Raw genomic sequence first — 17025 nt, forward strand, 5'->3', positions numbered from 1 at the left:
ACGGTGCGTGTTATCTTCGACGGACTGGTCGGAGCCGACGGTGCTCCTCCGCGCGCACCGCACGAGAGGAACATCCCGCATGGCTGAACTGCTGCACCGTCTCGGAACCTTCGCGGCGCGCCGCGCGTGGACGGTGATCGTCGCGTGGGCCGTGATCCTCGGCGTAGTGGTGGGCGGCTTCCTGCTGGGCTCCAAGGGCCTCAGCTCGAGCTTCGACATCCCGGGCACGGCATCCGGGGACGTCATCGCGAAGCTGCAGGAGGAGCTGCCCGACTTCAGCGGCGCCTCGGGAGCGGTGGTGTTCCGCACCGCCGACGGCTCGGCGCTGACCGATGAGCAGAAGAGCGGGATCTCGGGGCTGGTCGCCTCGGCAGGCGATCTGCCCGACGTGGCGCGCGTCACCGATCCCTTCTCGACGCAGCAGCAGCTCGACGATCAGCGACAGCAGGTGGTCGACGGCCGCCAGCAGCTCGCCGACGCCCGCGCGCAGGCCGAGTCGGGCGCGCAGCAGCTCGACGCGGGGACGGCGCAGCTCGACGCGGGCCAGCAGCAGCTCGATGCCGCCCGCGCGCAGCTCGAGGCCGCGCCGCTGCCCACCGCGCAGAAGCAGGCGCAGCTCGAGGCCCTCGACCAGCAGCAGGCGCAGCTCGACCAGCAGCGCGCGGCGCTCGCGCAGCAGCAGACGCAGGTGACCGACGGCCTCGCGCAGATCTCCGCGCAGGAGACCCAGCTCGCCGACGGAGCCGAGTTGCTGTCGTTCGCGGATGCCATCCGTCTGGTGTCCGACGACGCGTCCACCGCGATCGTCAACGTCGGTTTCAGCGAGCCGCGGCTGGAGCTGTCGGAGGCCTCGAAAGACGCCGTCGTCGAGCACTTCACGGCCGAGCCGGTGCCGGGCGTCGACGTGGCGTTCAACACCGAGATCGCTCAGGGTGTGCCCGAGATCCTCGGCGTCGGCGAGGCCATCGGCGTCGCGATCGCCGCCATCGTGCTCGTCGTCGTTCTGGGCTCGGTGCTCGCAGCCGCGTTCCCCATCGTCACCGCGCTCGTCGGCGTCGCCATCGGGGCCATGGCCACGCTGTCGTTCTCGGGCGTGGTGCAGATGGCATCCGTCACCCCGATCCTCGGCGTGATGCTCGGCCTCGCCGTCGGCATCGACTACGCGCTGTTCATCCTCTACCGCCATCGGCGCCAGCTGCTGCAGGGCGCCGAGGTGGTCGAATCCATCGGCCTCGCCAACGGAACGGCCGGGAACGCCGTCGTCTTCGCCGGGACGACCGTGATCGTGGCCCTGCTGGCGCTCAACATCACCGGCATCCCCTTCCTCGGCCTGATGGGAACGGCGGGGGCGGTGAGCGTGCTGGTCGCCGTGCTCATCGCGGTGTCGCTCATCCCCGCGCTGCTGGGGCTGGCCGGTCCACGGATCCTCACCCGCAAGGCCCGCGCCAGGGCGACGGCCGCCGCGGACGCGATGGAGCGCCCGCGCCGGGCCGCGGGCTCGGCCCCGGCTCCCGTCGACTCCGCCGAGCATCCGCGTCGTGCAGCCCGGTCCGCCGAGCCTCCCGTCGCCTCCGCCGAGCACCCGCGTCGCGCCGCCCGCACGGGGTCGATCGCGACGGTCTCCGCGGTGAAGCCGATGTCGACGCTGCGTGCCGTGCTCACCATGGTGATCGCGACCCTGGCGCTGCTGGTCGTGGCGATCCCCGCCCTGTCGATGCGGCTGGGCCTGCCCGACGGCGGGTCGGAGGCCGAGGACTCCACCGCGTACCAGGCGTTCACCTGGACCGACCAGGCGTTCGGCGCCGGGGCGAACGCCCCCCTGCTCGTGACCGCGACGCTGCCCGCCGGCACCGCCGAGGCCGACGTGCAGGGTATCCAGCTCGACGTCGCGCGCGAGCTGTTCGCGCAGGACGATGTGGCCGCGGTGGCCCCGGTCGCGGTGTCGGACGACCGGACGCTCGCGGCGTTCCAGGTCATCCCGAAGGAGGGCCCGAACGCGGTGTCCACCGAGCAGCTCGTGCGCGATCTACGGTCCCTCCCCGCGGTCGACGGCGACATCGAGCTGGGGGTCGCGGGCGCCGCCGCGATCAACATCGACATCTCCGAGGGTCTCGCCGACGTGCTGCCGATCTACCTCGTGGTGGTCGTGGGGTTGTCGTTCCTCATCATGATCATGGTCTTCCGCTCGCTGCTGGTGCCGTTGATCGCGACGGTGGGCTTCGTGCTGTCGTTGTTCGCGACCTACGGCGCGGTCACCGCGGTCTTCCAGTGGGGCTGGCTGGGCGGCATCCTGGGCGTGCACAACCCCGGCCCGATCCTCAGCTTCCTACCGGTGATCCTCGTCGGCATCCTGTTCGGTCTCGCGATGGACTACCAGTTGTTCCTCGCCACCGGCATGCGCGAGGCGTGGGCGCACGGGGCCGCGCCCCGACTGGCGGTGGCGCAGGGGTTCCGCGCCGGACGCACCGTCGTGACGGCCGCGGCGATCATCATGATCGCGGTGTTCTCGGGCTTCATCGCGTCGGACGCGGTGATCATCAAGTCGATGGGTCTCGGCCTCGCGCTCGGCGTGCTCTTCGACGCGTTCATCGTGCGCATGCTCCTCATCCCCGCGATCATGCACGTTCTCGGAGGGTCGGCCTGGTGGCTGCCGCGATGGCTCGACCGCATCGTGCCGAACGTCGACGTCGAGGGCTCGGCGCTCGAGCGTCGTCACCCGGCGCATCACGACGCGTGAGCATCTCGGGCCAGGTCGGCGCAAGCCCCGGTCGGCTCGCGACGAAGGGGGTCAGGATGCCAGTCACCACCCTTTCCGAGGAGGACGACGATGACTGACCGCGAAGAGACCCAGGACGCCCCCGTGATGGACGGTGCGACCGACGCCGGGGTCGAAGAGAAGAAGCAGGGCGAGCAGGAGCAGCGCGCCGCTGACGCCCAGGTGAACGACGACGTGTCGAACGAGGACCTGAAAGACGACCTGCGCAGCATCCGCGGCTACGGCGAAGACCGCTGAGAACGGCGGCGACTCCCGTCCGGAGCCGCGTGGGGGAGGGCTCGACGGACGGGAGTCGTCGGTGGCACCGAGATCGGTGCCTTCCGCGCCGGCGATGCCGGGGTGGTGAGAGGAACGTTACGCCTGCGTGGGCCGGATAGGTCCGGATCTCAGCCGATCCGAAGGCGGCGCCGCAACATCTCGCGGGTGCGCCAGGTGGTCCCCCGGAGCCGGTGTCTCCGTCGGGCCCGAGAGAGCGCGCGCCCCCACAGGCGTAGGACCGCGGCCTCGTCGTACGCGCGTGCCCTCTCGACGGCGGCACGGCGCATGCGGGCGAGGGTCGCCGGGCTGGCGGATGCCGCGTGCGCGAGCGCCTCACTCAGCGCGGCGACATCACCGGGCGCCACGAGCCACCCGGTGCGTCCGTCGGCGATGAGCTCGCGGGGGCCGTACGGCACGTCGTAGGCGATGGGCAGACAGCCGGCGGCCATCGCCTCGGCCACCACGAGCGAGAAGGCCTCGGAACGACTCGTCAGCAGGAGCGTCGAGGCGCGCCGGAGGGCATCGCGCGCGGCGGGATCGAAGCCGTGGAACACGACGCCGTCGCCGGCCCGTCGCTCCAGAGCGGCGCGGGAGGGACCGTCGCCGTACACGTCGAGGTGCACCTGCGCGCCGTGCGACCGTGCCAGCCCGATGGCGTCGACCGCGTCGTCGACGCGCTTGATCGGCTCGAGCCGGGCCACCACCACCGTGCCGTCGCGCGGTGCACGAGTATCGGCGTCGGGCACGTCGACCGGATGCGGTACCGCGGTCAGCAGGGGGATGGGCCCGACCTCGCGCCGCACGTCGGCCACCTGCCGTGGCGTGCAGAACACGACGGCGTCGAAGGCGCTGAGCCGCGAGAACACCTCCGCGCGGGAGGCGCGGATGGCGCTGCCGTCGTCGGTCAGGTGGGAGCCGTGCACCACGTGCAGCACGACCACGCCGGCTCGGCGATACCCGGCCGCGAACCGTGCCATGGCCTTGCTGTCGACGAGCAGGAACGACCGGGCACCGCCGGTCAGCCGGTCGAGCCACGCGGTGTACAGCTCCCTCACCCCGCGCCACGCGGCGCGAGGGGCGCCGCTCTCATCGCAGGCCACGATGACGCGCCGGGTACGGCCGGAGCCGTGGGCGACATCGCGGCGGTCGCTGACGGCGATCGTCCCGTCGGCGCGGAGGTGATCGATCTGCTGCACCGCCCCCGCGGCATCCGTCCGTATCCGCCGCACCAGGAGGCCCCCGGTGTACTCGGCGGTGGCCGAGGCCGGCAGGGGTGAGAATCCCGCACCCGCGGCGACCGGACGGCCTCGCAGAGTGTTCTCGCGAAGCCAATCCCACAGGTTGGTGAGGTGCACCCCCGGGGCGAGGGCACCGCGACGCTCGAGCTGCGCCGACACGGCGACCCGATCGTCGCGGTCGTCGCACGTCAGCACGTGCACGGGGGAGCCGTGGTCGGCGAAGGCGCGCGACCGCTGCAGGAGGGCGGCGGTGAGGCCGCCGTACTCAGCGGGTATGCCCCACGTGAGGACGAACTGCCGACCGCGGGGAAGAGAGGGGCCGCGCGTCATCCGGCGTCGTCGGGGGAGATCTCCCCGGCGGCGATCGCGTCGGCGTACGTGCGGATGTCGGGACCCGGCTCGTAGTCGATGAAGCGGTCCTTGATGCGGGCGTTGATCTGCGCGAACGCCTCGTCGGAGGAGATGCCGTCGCTCTCGCGGGCGATGGCGACGACGGCCTCGCGCAACACCGCGTCGGCGTCGTCGAGGATCTTCTGGCGGGCGGGCTCGTTCCAGCGGATATCCGAGGTGTCCATGGCGACAGATTACGACGGGCCGCAGACACCGAGACGCGGGTTGCGCGCACCGCGCGGGTGTGCGGCGAGGCCCGTCGGCGCAACCCGACGCCCGCGCGGAGGAGCCTCGACGAGGATGGGGACATGGTGATCGCGAAGCTCCGCACCGGTATCCGCGACCTCGGGTGGTGGGTGCGCGACTACGTCTACGCCGTGCGCGGTCAAGTGCGGGCGCTCACCGGTCGGGACGCCCCCGATGCGCTCGCCGAGGGGAGCGGGACCCCGATCGTGCTGCTGCCCGGGATCTACGAGACCTGGCGCTTCATGGAACCTCTCGCGAGAGCCCTGCACGACCGCGGGCACCCGGTGCACGTCGTCACCGAGCTGGGCGGCAATCTTCGGCCCGTGGCCGACGCCGCCGATCGCGTCGCCGCGCTGCTCGTCGCGCGGGGGCTCGACGACGTCGTGCTCGTGGCCCACAGCAAGGGCGGGCTGATCGGCAAGCACGTCATGGCCTTCCATCCGGAGGGCGAGAGGGTGCGCGCCATGGTGGCCGTGGCCACGCCCTTCGGCGGCTCGCGCTACAGCCGGCTCATGCCCACCCCGTCGTTGCGGGCTTTCGCCTCGGGCGACGCGACCGTGCGCGCGCTCGCCGCTGCGGCCGAAGCGAACGTGCGGATCGTCTCGGTCTACGGTCTGTTCGACCCGCACATCCCCGAGGGGAGCGAGCTGGCGGGGGCGCGCAACGTCCGGCTCGCCGGTGGCGGGCACTTCCGCGTATTGGCCGACCCGCGGGTGATCGCGGAGGTCATCCGCGTCGCGGAGTGACGCCTCGCGGACGTCGTCCCGCCACGGTCTCGAGCTGCGGCCCCGACGGCGTCACCGACCGCCGCCGCCGCCTCCGCCCATTCCGCCGCCCGAGAAGCCCCCGCCGAACGACCCGCCCGAGAAGCTCCCGGATCCGCTCGTCGTGGCCGTCGCCGGGGCGCTGGCGGTGCGCATCGATCCCATCGTGGCGAGGAAGGCCGTCGACGAGAAGCCGTTCGAGCCGGCGTACCAGCCCAGCTCGCCGCCGTTCTCGCGCACACGCGTGTCGAGGACCTGCGCCCATTCGCGCTCGACTCCCCACACCACGGCCCACGGCAGAAGGCGCTCGTACAGGTGCAGCACGTGCGCCGAGTCCGCCGTGTCGACGGGGCGCCGTTCGGCTCCCTCGGGACTCTGCAGAACGCGCAGGCGGTCGGCCTCCGCGAGCTGCAGGTAGTCGCGCAGGCCCCGAAGGTGGTCGCGGGCGGGGGCGCCGGCGTCGGTGACGCGGTCGCGGTAGCGCAGCAGGACGAACGCCAGGATGCCGAGGACCACGGTCGCGGGAATCGCGGCGATCTGCCACCACGTGGGGGCCGTTCCCATCGCCGCGAAGATGAGGGCTCCCACCGCGACGACGAATGCCGCCACCGCGGTGATGCCGGCGCCGATCGAGAGGCCGTGACGCTGCGGGTGGGTCCATCCCCGCGCCCGCAGTTCTGCGGAGGCGCCGGGGGGAAGCGCCTGCAACGCCTTCGCCACGTCTTGCCGGTCGGGCCCCAGCACGACGCGGGCACCGGGCCGGGCTCCCGAGCCGAAGACGGCCGTGAGCACCGCGGCGTGCAGGGGGCTCGCGTCGTCGGTGCGCACGAGTTCGAGCATGAGGGTCTGTACGTCGTCCGCTGACTCGACGATGCGCAGATGGCCCGCGATCGCCGTGTCGAGCAGAGCGGCGGGGATACCGGCGCCCCCGCGCTGCACGAGTTCAGCGCCCTGCAGCACGTCGACGTCGGACGGTGGGGCGTACTCGGGCACGATGACCCCGCGCCCGGCGGCATCCCGCCCGCGGCGGCGCGCGACGACGGCGGTCCCGATTGCGGCCACCGCCAGGCCCACCGCGCCGAGGGAGAGCCCCGCCAGAGCGGGCGCCGCGTCGACGGAGAACTGCTCCATGGGAGTGCGGACGACTTCGCCTGGGACGAAGGTGCCGGGTGAGAAGCCCACCGCGACGGTGACGTTCTCACCCGCGCCGAGGTCCCGTGCCCCGGCGGTCCAGACGAGCGACCCCGTTGCATCCGAGGTGCGGGTGATGTCGCACCGCGCGTCGGAGCCCTGCTCTCCGACGTAGCACGCGGCCGCCCCGTCGATCGCCGTCGGTGAGAGCGACGAGTCGACGCTCAGTCGGACCGAGACCTCGCCGAACGGCTGCTCCCAGTCGGTGCCGTTGATGTCCCGGTAGAACTCGTCGGTGTCGGTGTCGGCGAACGACCGGATGGTGTCGCGCTGCGTGTACGAGATGACGTAGGTCTGCACGCCGCGCACGTAATCGTCGTCGCCCGTGAGCACCCGCACCTCGCGGCGCCCCTCCTCGATCTCGTAGGGCACGTCGGCGCCCGACGCGTCGGTGACCGACACGACACGGGTCTGCAACGGCACTCCGTCGTAATCGTCGGGGATCGCCCGCACGATGCCGCGGTTCTGATCCTCGTCGGGGAAGCGCGCCACGATGGTCTCGACGACGGCGAGCTCGGCGTGCCCGTCCGAGGTGCGCGACAAGCTCATGTCGGCGTCGAAGGAGTCGAACGTGAAGTCGTCGGTGTCGGCCGCGGCCGGGCGGGGGATGGCGACGAGCAGAACCGCCAGTGCGAACACCGCCACGAGGGCAGCGGCGCGGCGAAGGGCTCGAGACGGCGGGGGGAAGACGTCCATGCTGCGACGTTACCGCGCGGGGTTCCGGCGGGGATCCCCCGTGAGGGGGACTCAGGGTAGGAGCACCGCGCCGCGATGGTCGTCGGTGGTGAAGGCGCCGATGGCGACGGCGCTGACCTCGACGGAAGACAACGTCATCGTTCCCGACAGCGTGGTGAGGAAGGCCGTGTCGGCAGCGTCCCGCCCCGTCGCGATGCGGACGAAGTGGGGGCGCGGCGCCAAGCGGGTGGCATCCACCACCTCCCACCGTCCGTCGACGAAGGCCTCGACGACGGCGTGGAAGTCCATGGGGGACAGGCCGGGGGCGTAGACGGAGACGAGTCGGGCGGGAACGCCCAGGGCGCGCAGAAGCGCGATCGTCACGTGGGCGTAGTCGCGACAGACCCCTTCGCGGCTGCGGAGGGTGTCGAGAGCGGTATCGGTGGGCCCGCTGGACCCGCTCACGTAAGACAGCGCATCCGCGACCCACTGCGGCACGAGCGAGACCAGTTCGCGGGGTGCGGCCCCGCCGAAGTTCGGGATGCCGTCACCCAGGGCGTCGGAGGGGACGTAACGGCTGGGCCGGAGGTAGCGCACCGCGTCGAGCTCATCCGAGGGAGCGGGGGCGGTCGGGCTCGTGACCTCGGCGTCGTAGTCGATCCGAACATGGCCGACCGGCAGCGTCACGCGATGCAGGCGTCCGCCGTGGTGGTCGACGCTCTCGGTGACGGGCAGCACCCCGGCGGTGGTGCGCACCTGGAGTCGCTCGTCATCCGTCCACCCCGAGGCGGCCGCGATCGAGAGGACGACGTCGGCGTCGCTGTCGACCTGGAGCTCGATGGCCGCGGTGACTCGCGCTCTCACGCCGCCACGTCCGGGACGGTCTCGGGAACGACGGCCGAGGGGGAGACGGCGGGGACCCCCGCGATCGCGCAACACGGTTCTCCCGTCGAGGCGCAGGCGTTCGTCACGGCGCACCGCATGCGCCCGAGGAAGGCGGTGACCGCCGTCGTCTCGGCTTCGGTCATTCCGCGGGTGGCCTGCATCATGCGTCGATGCATCGCCGCCAACGTGTCGCGCATCTCGTCGTCGGCGTGGATCGTCGCAGACACCAGCACCTTCCGGCGATCCGTCGGGTGCGGACTCCTCCGCACGTGGGCACTCTTCTCGAGACGGTCGAGCAGCGCGGTGATGGATGCCGTCGACACGCCGAGATGGCGCGCCAGGTGGATCGGAGTGACGTCCTGACCCGACCCCGCCGCCCGCGTCAGATAGCGCAGAACGAGCAGCTCGTTCTCGCCCATCGCCATCGAGTCCTGGGTGCGACGGCGCATGGCCATCTCGGCGCTGCGATACGCACGCAGTGCCTCCATGACCCGGGATCCCCGTTCGTCGTCGGCGCTTTCGCTGTACCAGTACGACGGAGGCGTGCTGCTTTCGGTCGTCATCCGGTCCCCTAATATCTTGTTTGCCTATTCGCTAGTCTAACTAGTAAGTTCTCAAACAAGCAACGAGCAGAGGGGTACACCATGGCCAAGCTTTTCTACGGCACGACCGTCGAGCCGATCATCATCGAGGACCGACTGCTGGCACACGTGAAGGTCGTCGTGGCGACCAAGCTCCGTCGTGGCGAGAGCTTCACCCTGTCGTGGGTGCACGGCCCGAACGAACCGGCCGGACGCTCGACGATCTGGCTGCAGCCGTCGATCCCCCTGCGGTTCGTCTTCGACTCCGAGCAGCCCGAGTCCCTCGACCAGAACATCCTCAAGCGCATGGCCAACGACGCGAACTCCTCGCGCGGACTCAGCCTCGACGGAATGCTCGACGCAGCTCCGGCGGCCGAGGCCCCGGCGCGTCCGGCGCCCCGATCCGCGAACGCGACGCGCTCGCTCGCCCGCGTCGCGTGATCGGGGGCCCGCCGGGGGCCCCGACTGCCGCACCGCCGGCCCGCACGCGCATCGACGCCGATCTCGCGGCGGCGACGCGTGACACAGCGCAGAACCTCACCTCACGTCCGTCGCAAGAGAGAAGCTCATGAACCCCGTCGCCGCCTGGGACCTGCCCACCGAACCGATCTCGGTCGTCTTGATCGAAGACCGGGAAGCGGTCACTCCCCGCTGACGCGCTTCGCGGGCTCGTCAGTCCCGCACGCGCTCGCGGCGCCTTCCCGGCGGATGCGCAGCGCTCCCAGGGCGAGGATGATCGTCCCGACCACCAGGAACGCGACCTTGGGTCCCGTCGGCGAGTCCGCGGCGAGAAAAAGCGTCGGGGCGGCGAAGACGAGAGCCGCGATGCCGCAGAGGAAGACTCCCGCAAACGGTCGGATCGACGTCATGAGCTTCCCCTCCTCGTGGATGTCGAGCACAGCCTAGCGAAGCGGGTCGGGCGGCGATCCCTAGCGCTCCCCGGCGTCCGCGTCCACCACCGCGCGGTCGGTCGCCGCGGTGGGTACCGTTACGCGGACCGACGAAGGGAACCCCCCGTGCGCCTCCGACCGGCCGTTCTGGCCATCTCCGTACTTTTCGCCTCGCTGGCCCTCGCTCCCGCGGCGGCACAGGCCACGACGGGACCGGCGGTGACCATCGACCCGGCGGCCGTGGCGATCGGCGAGACCACCACCGTCACGGCGACAGGTCTCGGGGGCCTCGAGACGGCCACCTTCGGGATGGATGCCACCGACGCCGCGGCCTTCGACGGAGACGGCGTCGACGCGGGCGGGACGACCGCCCGCGTCGCGGTGGTCGACGGATCAGCGACCGTCGAGCTCATCCCGACGCGCGCCGGTGAGATCGTAATCGCGGTCGGCACGGGGGAGTCGACGTTGGCGCAGGCGACGGTCACCGTCACCGCGGCGACGGCGGAGCCGGTTCCGGCGACCTCGTCGGCACCCGAGTCGTCCGCCTCCCCCTCGGCGGGGGAGGATTCCGCTCAGGCGGAACCCGACGCCGAGGCGGAGACAGGTCGACTCGCGTTCGTCCTCGTTCCGCTGATCGCCGCCGTCATCGTCGGAGTCGGCCTCATCGTCGTGATCTCCCGCAGTCGCCGGGGGCGTCGCGGCGACTGAGACACACCGGTCAGGGGACGACGTAGCCCGCGGCGCGCACGAGCGCGTACCACTCGGCGCGGGTGAGGTCGATGTCGGAACCCGCCGCAGCCTCGGTGAGGCGCTCGGGCGTGGTGGTGCCGAGCACCACCTGTATTCCGGCCGGGTGTCGGGTGATCCACGCGACCGCGATCGCGAGGGGCGTCACCCCGTAGCGCGCGGCGAGCTCGCCGATGACCGTGTTGAGCTCGGCGTAGGCCGGGTTGTCGAGGAAGACCCCACCACCCCGCGATCCCTGCAGCGGAGACCAGGCCTGCAGGGTGATGCCCTCGATGCGGCAGTACTCGATCAGGCCGCCCCCGTCGAGCACGGCCGACTGCGCCGTGCCCTCCATGTTCGCCGCGAGCCCCTGGGTGAGCAGAGGCGCGTGGGCGATGGACAGTTGCACCTGGTTGGCCACGAGAGGCTGGCGTACGGCCGTGCGCAGCAGGTCGATCTGACGCGGTGTGTGATTCGAGACGCCGAACGCCCGCACCTTGCCCGCGGACTCGAGGTGGTCGAAAGCCCGAGCCACTTCGTCGGGCTCGACGAGGGCATCGGGGCGGTGGAGAAGAAGCACATCGACGTAGTCGGTGCGCAGAGCCCGCAGGGATTCTTCGACCGATGACACCAGGTGGTCGTACGAGAAGTCGAAGTACGGCCCCTCCCGAACGATCCCCGCTTTGGTCTGCAGGCGGATCTCCGACCGTTCGGCCGAGTCGAGCGACAGGGCTTCGGCGAACCGGCGTTCGGCGGAGTGCAGTTCGGCCGCGTAGATGTCGGCGTGGTCGAAGAAATCGATTCCCGCGTCGCGCGCGGCGCGGTAGAGCCGGCGGACGTCCTCGTCGCTCTTCCCGTCGATCCGCATCATTCCGGCGACGACGTGGGGGACTCGAGTGCCGGAGGGGCCGAGGGGGACGGTGCGCATGCTTCCCACGTTAGCCGGGGAGCTCCGGGAGAGCATGCGCGCCGAACGTCAGCTGGGAGGATCGACCTCGTCGTCCTCGTGCGCGCCGACCGTGACGTCTCGTTCCACCTCGGTGTGCTTCTCGTCGTGTTCGGTACTCGAAGTCGGTGCGTCGTCTTCGAGGTCGAGACCCGTCGACCCACCGCGGGGCACAGCGCGCAGAAGCTCGTTCATCTCGGCCATGAAGCTGCTCAGCTGCTGCTGCTGCCACCGCAGATCACGGGTTCGGTCCTCGGCGTCTCGGAGGACCGACGCCGCGTGCGTCGTGATCGTGTCGGCGATGCGCTGTGCTTTCTCGCGGGATCCGTCGAGGATGTCGCGCGCGCGCACGTGCGTGTCGGCCTCGACCTGCTGCGCCTGGGCGCGGGCCAGCCGCTCGTAGTCGTCGGCCCGGGCGCTGATCCGGCGCGCGTGCGCGAGTGCCGCCGCCACCTGATCGCTCGCATCGGAGGTGATCCGCTCGGCGTGGGCGACCGCTTGGTTGTGCAGCACGAGGAACTCCTGCTGCGCATCGTCTTGCCGTCGCGTGAGGGATTCTTCGAACTCGAGCACCCGCGCGGTCATCTCGCGGACGTCGCGCTCCGCCTTCGCGCGAAGATCCCCCGTCTCGCGAGACACCATCGAACGCAGGGCGGCCGCGCCCTTCTCGGCTTCGGTGCGCACCGCCACGGCCTCGCGTTCCGCCTGCGACACCCGTTCGGCGGCGTGCGCGCCTTCGCGCTCGAGACGCGCGGCGTGCGCCGTCGCCTCCGTCTCGATGCGGAGGCGGATCTGGTCGGCGTCGTGCTGGGCTTCGGCACGGAGGCGGGACTGCTCGGCGACGGCGTCCTCGCGGATGGAGGCGGCTTCGTCGTGAGCGCTCGTCAGCAGGCGCTCCGCCTGCCCGACGGCGTTCTGCACGAGCACGGTCGCCTGTTCTTCGGCGACGCGCAGGATCGCATCGAACTGCTGTCGCCCCTGTTCGGGATCGATGTCCTCTCCGAGCCGGGCGGCGAACTCGCCGGACAGCGCCGATGCCCGTGTCTCGGCCTCGGCGGCACGCGCCGCCGCTTCGCGCAGACGTTCCTGCAGCTCGCCGTTCTCTTCGCTGTGCCGCCGCGCAGCCTGCTCGAGCTCGTCATCATGCTCCGCGCGCTGCTGGGCGAACATCGCTTCGGCGCGCATCTTCGCGTCGTGCGCGTCGTCTGCCGCCCTTCGCAGACGTTCACCGAGTTCACGAACGGCTTCGTCGACGACGTCGCGATCGTAGCCGCGGAAGCCGACGGGGAAGATGGGCGCCCCTTCGTCGCCGTTCTCGGACGCCTGAAGAAGGGCATCCAGGCCGGTCTCGTGGTCGGCGCGGTCGTCGGTCACGGGGTCCTCCTCGGGTGGCGCGTCCGATCCGGGCGCCCTTTGATTCAACCCCATCGGCGTGCGGGCGTAAGGCGTTCGGAGGAGGCTCTAAGGGGATGCGCGGTCTCGCGGCCGGGTGCCGAGGCGGCGAGACCGCGCATCCGAGAGTGAGCGATCGCGGTGGAAGAGTTCGAATCTTGGGGGAGAACAACTCGACGATCGCTCGATCTCGACGATTGCATCGATCCGACCCGGCTGGTGCGTAGATCCCCCCTTTTTCACCCCGGCGCTCGCCCCACCCGGAGTGCGCCGGTGAATGGGCGCGCCAGCGCCCGTTACGACCGGGTCGTCGACGCGAGGTACCGCCGAAGGGGGAAAGGTGCGGGCAGAGCGAGACATTCAGCAATGCGGCCCCCCGGCTCGCAGGCGACGTGCTCGCTCTGCCCGCGGATCCAGCATCGGGTGCGCCGCGCGAGCAGGCGGACCAGGGCGTGGGGAATTCACCCCGCTGGATCGACAGATCACCTCGGCGTCGGACAGCCCGGGGTGAAGCGATAATGTGGCCGAGCCCCGTTGTCCCCCAGGAGGAGTCGATGATCGACACCGTCGACCAGTCCGCGCCCGCACGATCACGGGTGAGACCGCCTCGACCCGCCACGCTCGCGACCGTGGGGGGATCGGCCGCTTTCGTCAGTGCCGCGCTCATCTGGGTCTGCCGGGGTGTGGACCCGAGCGTGCAGTACGTCAGCCAGCTCGGTGCGACCGGCATGCCCACGGCGCCGCTGTTCAATCTCGCGCTGCTTCTGCTCGCCATCGCGGCGGTGCTCGTCGATCGCGCCCTCGTCGGTCGAGGCGGGGGATACGTCGTCGGATGGCCGGTCGCCACGACCCTGCTGGTGTGCGGGCTCTGCTTCGCCGTGGCCTCGGTCATCACGTGCTCCCCGGGCTGCCCGGTTCCGTTCACCCCGGGCGCACAGGTGCAAGACCTCTTTCACATCTCGTTCGCCGTGCTGGGGTTCGTCCTCGCCATCGTGGCGATGGGCCAGGTAGCGGCTCTGCGACGACGGCCGTGGATGCGCGCGGCGAGCGTCATGACCCTCGTGGCCGTCGGGGTGACGTCGTTCACCGGCGCCATGCTCTCGCTCTTCGGCGGGGACACGGTGCTCGGAGGCAACCTGGAATTCACTGCCGCGACGCTGGCGATCGCCTGGTTCGGCGTCTTCGGCCTGCAGGTGGCGGCCGATGAGCGGGCGGCTCCGGGGCGTCGGTCCACCCGACCGGTCTCCTGAGGTCGCGGGGCGAGCCCTGCGGGCGAGAGGTTAGCGTTGTCGCCGTGACTCGACGACGTGTATGGCAGATCGTGATGTTGCTGGCTCCGCTGGCGGCGCTGATCGTCGTCGTCGCGGTCCTGCGCGGTGCCGGGGTTCCCCTGTCGGTGCCCGGGGTGATCGTCGTCCTGGTGCTGCTGGTCGTGGCTCGCGTCGTCGTCGGTCGACTGCGTCGGCGCCGGCCCAAGTGATCAGGCCTCCGTCTCGATCTCGATGAGGCCCCACGCGTGGGCCGCGCGGATCGCGCTGGAGCGGTCGGACACCTCGAGCTTGCGGTACAGGCTCTGCAGCTGGGTCTTGACCGTGTTCGGCGACACGACGAGGACCCGTGCGATGTCGGCGATCGTCGAGGTGGGCGTCAGGTGGGCGAGCACGACCTGCTCGCGCTTGGTGAGGTGCGGCACGCTGACGGATGATGCGAAGAACGAGCGCCGTTCGCTCACCCGCTCTCGCGCAGCGGGCGTCAGCATCTGAAGGACCAGCGCGCGGTCCTCCGGTGCGACGGCGCTCCACGGACTCCACAGATCGTGCTGGATGCTCAACGACTCCGCGCGTTGCGCGGCGGTGCGATGTGCGCTCACCCCGTTGAGGCGGACGTCGGCCACCACGCTGACGACGAGACTCTCGAGAGCCGCGCGCGGAGCGGGCTCGTGGTGCAGACCCCATTTGACGCTCATGACGAACGCTTCGTGCGTCCGCCCCGCGTACAACTGCGACAGTGCGATCGCCGGCGCGGTGGCCGGAGAAAGAGAGAACGGCCCTTCGAAGAGGGCGAGCGCCTTGCGCGCCTGTCGCAGCGCGATCAGGACTTTCGCCCGCGCGGTGAGGAGCTGGGTCGACTGGTAGTGCGAGGGCGGGGTGCTGCGCGCGCGAACGGCCCAGACCCGGAGCAGACCCAGGGAGTCGGATGCCGCTCCCGAGAGCAGGAAGGCGAGGGCGTGGATCGACGCGGCGTACGGCCAGAGCTCACGCGCTCCCCGGGTCGACGGGATCTGGTCCAGCAGCGCCCGAGCCGACGCCGGATCCCCTCCCTCCAACTGCAGCCATGCCGTCGCGACGCGGAGCCCTTCTCCCCAGGGGGACGCCGTCCAGTTGTCGTCTCGGTTCTGGCCCACGATGCCCGACGCTCCCCGGACGTCGCCGTCGAGGAGCGCGATGACCGCGAGCGCCCCTCTCACGCGTGATCGGCCGGCGGGTGAGGCGAGGCGTTCCGATTGACGGAGGGACTGCGCCGCGTCGCGCAGTCGCCCCATCGCGAACGCGGTCATGCCCGCTTGGTACCACCCCTCGGCGGAAGCCTCCGGCTCCGCATCGCGGTGGCGGCGGAGGCCGTCGACGAGGAGCGACGCCGACTCCGTGGCGAGAGCGAAGCGCCCGGCCGCCCTCAGGAGACTGATGCGCAGAGTCAGAGCCTCGAGGTTGCTCGCCGCCGCGGCCGTCTTCGCATCGGGGAGGCGGCCCAGTGCGGAGACGGCGAGCCCGGGAGTCTCGGGTGACAGCGCCGTATCGGGGTCGAGCGCGAGGAGCACGTCGATCGAGAGGGGGTCGGTCGGCGCGCTGTCGCGCAAGCGCCCCACCAGGTCAGCGAAGCTGTCCGCGTCGCGAGCCCAGATCTCCGGAGCGGAATCTCGCAGCACCGATGCCAGCGTCTGCCACTGTTCGGCGTCCGCCGCGATCTGCGCGGCGAGCAAGGGTTCGCCCGCTTCGACGAGATGATTCAGCAGGCTCAGACGGGCGGTCGTCACCACCCCCGGCGTACGTGCCGAGATGTCGCGCAACCATTGCTCGCGGATGGGCTCGGCGAGGACGAGCCGTGTCGAGCTCGGCCAGACCAGACCCGCGTGTTGCAGGTGCACGAGGAGTTCCGCCGTCGAACCCGTCGTGGAGTCGATGCCCATCGCCTCCGCGAGTGCCGCGTTGATGAAGGGGGCGACCGCGAGCAGGCGAACCTCGTCGGTGATCGGGATATCGAGCCGTTGCTCCATGTCGGAGGTCAGAGCCGCGCCCGCGTAGTCGGCGACGGCGATCGCCTCTTCGCGCGTTCTCAGCGGCAGGCCCTCCAGACGGAGCCGGGCGCTTGCAAGCTGTCCGAGCGCGGGCCATCCGTGGGTGCGCTCGGCGAGTTCGTCGGTGGCGGCCTCGGTGGTCTCGACCCCGTTCAGCGCCAGGACGAGTGCGAGCTCGTCACGTGTCATCCGCAGGCGAGCGGCCGGCACGACATGGACGTCGAACTCGAGAGCCACGAGTGGGCTCTCCAGACCGGTGGCGTACCGGGTGCCCACGACGATTCGCAGCTCGGAATCGGCGTGAAGCATCTGCAGAAGGTGTTCGGAGGAGACGCCGACGCCCTCGACGTGATTGTCGACCAGCAGCACATGCCGCGACGGCCCGCTGGCGAAGCTCTCGGCGATGCGGTCGATGCTCTCGGGCGGCGTGAGGTTGCCGTCGATGAGCTGCACACCGATCTCGGTGTCGTCTTGCAGGGTGAGCGCGAACTGGCGCAGCAGGGAGGTCTTCCCGACCCCGGTGGGTCCGCGCAGCAGCACGATGTCGCTCGCGAGGGCCTCGCGCAGATGAGAGATCGGCCCCTCGCGCGGTGCCCAGAAACGGCTCGTCCGCCGGGTCACGCGCGCTCCGGCCGGAAGGGTGTCCACATCGATCAGCATCGTCATCTCCACTAGGGCGGGGCCTCCCCCCGAAGGGTGGGAGTTCTCGGCGCGGCACGTCTCGGCCGCTTGGTGCTGATCCTGAGGGTGAGGACCGGGCGAACTCGGCGGA

16 protein-coding genes are annotated in these 17025 nt (G+C 71.1%); 7 read left to right on the forward strand and 9 right to left on the reverse strand.

Translation table 11 applies throughout. The features are described from left to right. The first annotated feature begins 79 nt into the window (after positions 1-79). Positions 80-2737: an MMPL family transporter gene (locus ASG45_RS05320; RefSeq protein ID WP_055833805.1), complete on the forward strand. Its 2658-nt coding sequence runs from the start codon at positions 80-82 to the stop codon at positions 2735-2737. A 90-nt stretch (positions 2738-2827) separates the two neighbouring features. Beyond that, complete coding sequence (locus tag ASG45_RS05325) at positions 2828-3013, forward strand: hypothetical protein (RefSeq protein ID WP_055833809.1); 186 nt, start codon at positions 2828-2830, stop codon at positions 3011-3013. A 149-nt stretch (positions 3014-3162) separates the two neighbouring features. Here the strand turns inward: ASG45_RS05325 and ASG45_RS05330 are convergent, their stop codons facing one another. Together ASG45_RS05330 and ASG45_RS05335 are read right to left on the reverse strand one after the other, a co-directional pair. After that, on the reverse strand, positions 3163-4602 hold the full coding sequence (locus tag ASG45_RS05330) for a glycosyltransferase (RefSeq protein WP_055833810.1): 1440 nt from the start codon (positions 4600-4602) through the stop codon (positions 3163-3165). Beyond that, entirely contained in the window at positions 4599-4847 is a 249-nt protein-coding gene (locus tag ASG45_RS05335) for a hypothetical protein (protein ID WP_055833812.1), read from the reverse strand. Before ASG45_RS05335 ends, ASG45_RS05330 begins: the two co-directional genes overlap by 4 nt. 123 nt (positions 4848-4970) lie before the next feature. Between ASG45_RS05335 and ASG45_RS05340 the strand changes: the two genes are divergently transcribed. Further along, the gene (locus ASG45_RS05340; protein WP_055833815.1) at positions 4971-5654 is read left to right on the forward strand and encodes an esterase/lipase family protein; all 684 of its coding nucleotides are present in this window, start codon (positions 4971-4973) and stop codon (positions 5652-5654) included. Between the two features lie 51 nt (positions 5655-5705). Here the strand turns inward: ASG45_RS05340 and ASG45_RS05345 are convergent, their stop codons facing one another. From ASG45_RS05345 to ASG45_RS05355, 3 genes are read right to left on the reverse strand one after another with little or no spacing between them, the layout of a single operon-like run. Continuing rightward, positions 5706-7559 (reverse strand): DUF2207 domain-containing protein, encoded by a 1854-nt coding sequence (locus ASG45_RS05345; RefSeq protein WP_055833817.1) that lies wholly within the window; start codon positions 7557-7559, stop codon positions 5706-5708. Positions 7560-7610: 51 nt separating this feature from the next. Next, a complete protein-coding gene (locus ASG45_RS05350; RefSeq protein WP_055833820.1) occupies positions 7611-8402 on the reverse strand; it encodes a transglutaminase-like domain-containing protein in 792 nt (263 codons plus the stop codon). Next, a complete protein-coding gene (locus tag ASG45_RS05355; RefSeq protein WP_082509266.1) occupies positions 8399-8986 on the reverse strand; it encodes a MarR family winged helix-turn-helix transcriptional regulator in 588 nt (195 codons plus the stop codon). The genes ASG45_RS05350 and ASG45_RS05355 overlap by 4 nt, the downstream gene beginning before the upstream one ends. Positions 8987-9067: 81 nt before the next feature. Between ASG45_RS05355 and ASG45_RS05360 the strand changes: the two genes are divergently transcribed. Continuing rightward, positions 9068-9445: a DUF7882 family protein gene (locus tag ASG45_RS05360; protein ID WP_055833824.1), complete on the forward strand. Its 378-nt coding sequence runs from the start codon at positions 9068-9070 to the stop codon at positions 9443-9445. A 200-nt stretch (positions 9446-9645) separates the two neighbouring features. Here ASG45_RS05360 and ASG45_RS05365 read toward each other — a convergent pair whose 3' ends face one another. Then, on the reverse strand, positions 9646-9873 hold the full coding sequence (locus tag ASG45_RS05365; protein WP_156459379.1) for a hypothetical protein: 228 nt from the start codon (positions 9871-9873) through the stop codon (positions 9646-9648). Between the two features lie 147 nt (positions 9874-10020). On the opposite strand from ASG45_RS05365, the gene ASG45_RS05370 reads away from it, so the two are divergent. Next, positions 10021-10602: a hypothetical protein gene (locus ASG45_RS05370; RefSeq protein WP_055833830.1), complete on the forward strand. Its 582-nt coding sequence runs from the start codon at positions 10021-10023 to the stop codon at positions 10600-10602. A gap of 10 nt (positions 10603-10612) precedes the next feature. Here the strand turns inward: ASG45_RS05370 and ASG45_RS05375 are convergent, their stop codons facing one another. Continuing rightward, positions 10613-11548, reverse strand: a complete 936-nt coding sequence (locus ASG45_RS05375; RefSeq protein ID WP_055833833.1) for an aldo/keto reductase — start codon at positions 11546-11548, stop codon at positions 10613-10615. Positions 11549-11596: 48 nt separating this feature from the next. After that, a complete protein-coding gene (locus tag ASG45_RS05380; RefSeq protein WP_200943395.1) occupies positions 11597-12940 on the reverse strand; it encodes a cell division initiation protein in 1344 nt (447 codons plus the stop codon). 572 nt (positions 12941-13512) lie between these two features. Between ASG45_RS05380 and ASG45_RS05385 the strand changes: the two genes are divergently transcribed. After that, entirely contained in the window at positions 13513-14208 is a 696-nt protein-coding gene (locus tag ASG45_RS05385) for a DUF998 domain-containing protein (RefSeq protein ID WP_055833836.1), read from the forward strand. Positions 14209-14252: 44 nt separating this feature from the next. Beyond that, positions 14253-14438, forward strand: a complete 186-nt coding sequence (locus ASG45_RS16120; protein WP_156458711.1) for a hypothetical protein — start codon at positions 14253-14255, stop codon at positions 14436-14438. Here the strand turns inward: ASG45_RS16120 and ASG45_RS05390 are convergent, their stop codons facing one another. Continuing rightward, a complete protein-coding gene (locus ASG45_RS05390) occupies positions 14439-16913 on the reverse strand; it encodes a LuxR C-terminal-related transcriptional regulator (RefSeq protein WP_055833839.1) in 2475 nt (824 codons plus the stop codon). Positions 16914-17025 lie beyond the last annotated feature (112 nt).

Source organism: Microbacterium sp. Leaf436, from assembly GCF_001424715.1.
In the GTDB taxonomy this organism is placed as follows: Bacteria; Actinomycetota; Actinomycetes; order Actinomycetales; family Microbacteriaceae; genus Microbacterium.

What these genes read in the sequence shown, in the direction of transcription:
- ASG45_RS05320 (WP_055833805.1), top strand. Translation starts at nt 80, where the DNA reads ATGGCTGAACTGCTGCACCGTCTCGGAACCTTCGCGGCGCGCCGCGCG.
- ASG45_RS05325 (WP_055833809.1), top strand. Translation starts at nt 2,828, where the DNA reads ATGACTGACCGCGAAGAGACCCAGGACGCCCCCGTGATGGACGGTGCG.
- ASG45_RS05330 (WP_055833810.1), bottom strand. Translation starts at nt 4,602, where the DNA reads ATGACGCGCGGCCCCTCTCTTCCCCGCGGTCGGCAGTTCGTCCTCACG.
- ASG45_RS05335 (WP_055833812.1), bottom strand. Translation starts at nt 4,847, where the DNA reads ATGGACACCTCGGATATCCGCTGGAACGAGCCCGCCCGCCAGAAGATC.
- ASG45_RS05340 (WP_055833815.1), top strand. Translation starts at nt 4,971, where the DNA reads ATGGTGATCGCGAAGCTCCGCACCGGTATCCGCGACCTCGGGTGGTGG.
- ASG45_RS05345 (WP_055833817.1), bottom strand. Translation starts at nt 7,559, where the DNA reads ATGGACGTCTTCCCCCCGCCGTCTCGAGCCCTTCGCCGCGCCGCTGCC.
- ASG45_RS05355 (WP_082509266.1), bottom strand. Translation starts at nt 8,986, where the DNA reads ATGACGACCGAAAGCAGCACGCCTCCGTCGTACTGGTACAGCGAAAGC.
- ASG45_RS05360 (WP_055833824.1), top strand. Translation starts at nt 9,068, where the DNA reads ATGGCCAAGCTTTTCTACGGCACGACCGTCGAGCCGATCATCATCGAG.
- ASG45_RS05365 (WP_156459379.1), bottom strand. Translation starts at nt 9,873, where the DNA reads ATGACGTCGATCCGACCGTTTGCGGGAGTCTTCCTCTGCGGCATCGCG.
- ASG45_RS05375 (WP_055833833.1), bottom strand. Translation starts at nt 11,548, where the DNA reads ATGCGCACCGTCCCCCTCGGCCCCTCCGGCACTCGAGTCCCCCACGTC.
- ASG45_RS05385 (WP_055833836.1), top strand. Translation starts at nt 13,513, where the DNA reads ATGATCGACACCGTCGACCAGTCCGCGCCCGCACGATCACGGGTGAGA.
- ASG45_RS05390 (WP_055833839.1), bottom strand. Translation starts at nt 16,913, where the DNA reads ATGCTGATCGATGTGGACACCCTTCCGGCCGGAGCGCGCGTGACCCGG.